This is a genomic window from Sulfolobales archaeon, assembly GCA_038897115.1.
In the GTDB taxonomy this organism is placed as follows: domain Archaea; phylum Thermoproteota; class Thermoprotei_A; order Sulfolobales; family AG1; genus AG1.
Map to the genome: position 1 here is coordinate 1 of JAWAXC010000158.1, position 3,684 is coordinate 3,684.

Annotated in this window: 2 protein-coding genes; one reads left to right on the forward strand and one right to left on the reverse strand. The window is 29.5% G+C overall.

Going from position 1 to position 3,684, the window contains the following annotated elements:
• On the reverse strand, positions 1–685 hold a 685-nt coding region (locus QXE01_12100), incomplete at its 3' end, for a glycosyltransferase family 2 protein (protein MEM4971981.1).
• A gap of 711 nt (positions 686–1,396) precedes the next feature.
• On the opposite strand from QXE01_12100, the gene QXE01_12105 reads away from it, so the two are divergent.
• The gene (locus QXE01_12105; GenBank protein MEM4971982.1) at positions 1,397–2,815 is read left to right on the forward strand and encodes an oligosaccharide flippase family protein; all 1,419 of its coding nucleotides are present in this window, start codon (positions 1,397–1,399) and stop codon (positions 2,813–2,815) included.
• Positions 2,816–3,684: the final 869 nt, after the last annotated feature.

Genomic DNA, 3,684 nt, shown 5'->3' on the forward strand with positions numbered 1-3,684 from the left:
CTCTCATTTCATTATACCTCTTTATACCTTCCGACAAATCAACGTCATGATAAACCCTAGCCGAGCCTAGGGTTACGTTCTTATATCCTAACTTTTTTATCTTATATTGCAAATACCCATCTTCTCCATTCCAAGGTATTCTCTTCCAAGGAATTAGCCCAGCTTTTCTAATCGCCTCTTTACGAATCATGTAACTATTAGCAAAAGTATCAGCTTCTATTATCTTGTCCTCTAAATCCTTACATTTACAATTAGAATACAAATAGATTGTTCTTCTCATAATTTTTGAATAAACTGCACCAGCGTACATTACTATTTCTGGTTTTTTGTAGTAACAAGTAACTGGAGCTATTACCCCAACTTCTTCATGTTTTATCGCATAATCATACAATTTCTCTATTGTGTCTCTTTCTATCACATTATCATCATCAATGAAGAAAATGAATTCGCCTTGGCTAGCTTCAATTGCATCATTTCTAGATTTCGCTACTAACGTTGGCTTATCATGTTTGATATAGATCACATCTGGAAATTCATTCTTTATCATGTCTTCAGTCCCATCAGTAGAGGCGTCGTCCACGACTATTATTTCAAAATCGTTAAAGGAGGAATTCTTCACGGAATATAAGAGCCTTCTCAACTTCTCTTTCCTATTATATGTTGGAATGGCTACAGTAACCTTCATGATGAGAGTAAATAAATAACTGGAAAAATAAAATTTATGCAACAGGATTTTGCAATTTCACTGAAGTTAAGGCAATTTTTACTCACATTAAAAAGGAAGTTAATTTACAAGTAAATTTCTCTTTTAATCTAAATTTGATGACGTATTATAGATTTCTAATAATTTATTCGCAAAATCGCTAAGCACTTTATTCTTCTCAAAGTTAGAAGCTCTTTTAACCGACATTAGAGAAAGTTCATCGAATCTTTCCCTATCCTTCTCATAAATTTCCTTAACTTTTAAAATATTATCTATAGACTCTTGATCATTCAAAGCTATGAAAAGCGGATTAGCAAGAAAATTATATATAACATTAAATTATTATCTGATTTTCAATAATTACATAATAAGTTAGTCCAAAAAAAGATAACTTTTTCTAAGTGCGTTGTAAAAACACTCTAACCAAATAACGAGAACATATTAGTAAGCATTAGCATTAATGCTAATAGATGTAATTAAATTAACTATTACTTATTTTACACCTTCTTTGATGGCTAAGAAAAATAGCCATGATAACTTTTTTAATTCTAAAAAGATTAAGAGGGTTAAAATGATGAGTGCTAAGATTAACGCCATAATAATGACACATATAACTCATAATTGCTCACATTTATTAGTTAAAATGCCTTCCCTAAAAAAGGGAGAAAAACGTGAAGGAGGTTTGCGAAAATCATGAATCCAATAATTAATTATCTTAAGAGTCTTAGCATGACTACTGTAAATATTTTAGTAGCTTTCATTTTCTTCATATTTACTGCAAAGATAACTGAACCAGCATTCTTCGGTAAAATTGCGATAATTCAACTTCTTGAAGCGATTACCTCATTTTATGCAATCCTTAATACAAGTATTATAGTAAGAGAAGTATCTTACATGTACGCGCAAAATAATATAGAAAAGAGATTTCTTAGCACAGTCTTAGTAACTCCATTCTTAGTTTCACCGTTTTTCCTAATTCTTTTAATCTTCCCAAATTATGTAAAACTAACAATACCATATTTAATACTTTACTTGTTTTATACATATTCAAGCTCAATATTAATTGGTTTGAATAGATTTACTGAAAATTCAATAATTGGCATAACTTTCCTTATAATAAGATGGGGGGTTTCACTTATCGCTGTTATTTATCATAATATCTATTTGTTTATCCTAATTTGGACTTTAGGTGGGCTTTTAACCAGCTTATCATCCTTTCTAATAATATACAATCATGTTAAAGGATTGCCCTTAGTTTTTGATTATAATATTTTCAAAAAAGTCTTTAAAGAGGGCTTACCGTTTTATTTATCAAATTTCTCTAATTTTCTGAGTTCTCAAGGGGATAGGATTACTACTGCTTATTTATTAGGCTCTGCTGATCTAGGAATTTATCAATTTTCGGCACTTCTATCTGGAGTACCTAGTATGATGATTAATGCCGCAAATTATGCTCTATTAACGTCTTCCTCATATTATAAAGCAAAAGGTAAGGACGAATTAAAAATGAGTAAAATAGCGTTTAAGGTCACTGCGATAATGTCGTTTATTATTTCAATCTTATCTTTACCAATTGCGTATTATCTAGTTCCAATTCTATTCCCAGCTTATAAGAGTGGTTTACCAGTGATTACAATATTACTACTAACACTTACTCTTACTATGCCGATAAATATTCTAACTCAGTTAATTATAGCCTTCAAGAGAAATTTGAGGCCATTTACCTTCTTGTCAATAATTACTGGACTAACAGTGGTTACTACATCCTTTATTCTAATTCCTAGGTTAGGGATTTTAGGAGGGGCTATTTCTCAATTATTATCCTCAATAATTAGTTCTTCATTCATCCTATGGTATTCTTTATATACTAAAGTATTTGAATTAGGGAGAAAGGAGTTAGTTGTATTATCACTAATTCCATTAATTTTCGCTTATGAGGTATTTCTTGATCCTTTCCCATACCCCCTCTTCTTCGACCTACTTTTGTTATTATTTCTGATTCTCTTTTTTAAGAAGATAAGGTTATTTGAAAGTGATGAAAAAGAAATAATATTTTCCTTTCTAAATGATAAATTGAGTTTTATGAAGACTTTGATGAAACTACTTTTATAAAAGATATACCGTTAGAGATTTCTTATCTCTATTACGAAAAGGTATCATCTGTGTTAATTGCAGAGATTATGTGTATCATGAAATTCTTGCTAGCTTATTAGTTCTTTTAAAAGCATTTTTCTCGTTTGCACGATTTTAAGATTTAGTAGTAATTTTACTCTTTCGTATATTAAACTGATTTTGAGAATCCCTCTTTAAATTAAGTTAATATTTCTTTCCAAAATCCTTCTTGCCTGAGAGTTTGATGATATTAAGGAAGTTATTTACCTAGTTAGAAAGGGGTAATTTTCCATTCTATATTTCTATTCCTAAAAAATCACCTTCAATAGCTAACCTTATGGTTAATAAGAGAATCACCGAATCTAAAATCATCCTAAACTTTTTGATTTTTATACGTTATTTTCCCTATTATTTCTTTGGATTTAAGAGGTTCGCTAATAAAAGTCAAAAGAAAAATTAATATTTACGATTTTCCGCATACTGGCTTAGCATAACTTCCTAATATCCAAGTTCTAGTGAAGGTTCTAAAGCTTCTCGTCACATAATAGCAGGTAAATATTTCTTAACATCTAGGACTAGTTAGAGCCTATAGTTTGAATATAATCTAACAAATAATTAATTATTACAACTTTACTTTTAGTGATCTAAAATAAATATAATATGATAAATAATTAAAATTAAATACTTTCTGTAAATGATTTTCTTTCAACCTCAGCCTTTTTAAAAACTACAAGACTTCTTCATAAAGCTGAAAATATTTCATAACATTTTAAATATTATCTTGTAACTGGCTACAGTTTTAGTATAGAAAGGTTTGACATAAGGGATTTAGCACAAATCTCTAATAATTATTCTAGCTGGATCTGCTT

Coding starts and splice junctions, on each gene's coding strand:
- QXE01_12105 (MEM4971982.1), top strand. CDS start 1,397: ATGAATCCAATAATTAATTATCTTAAGAGTCTTAGCATGACTACTGTA.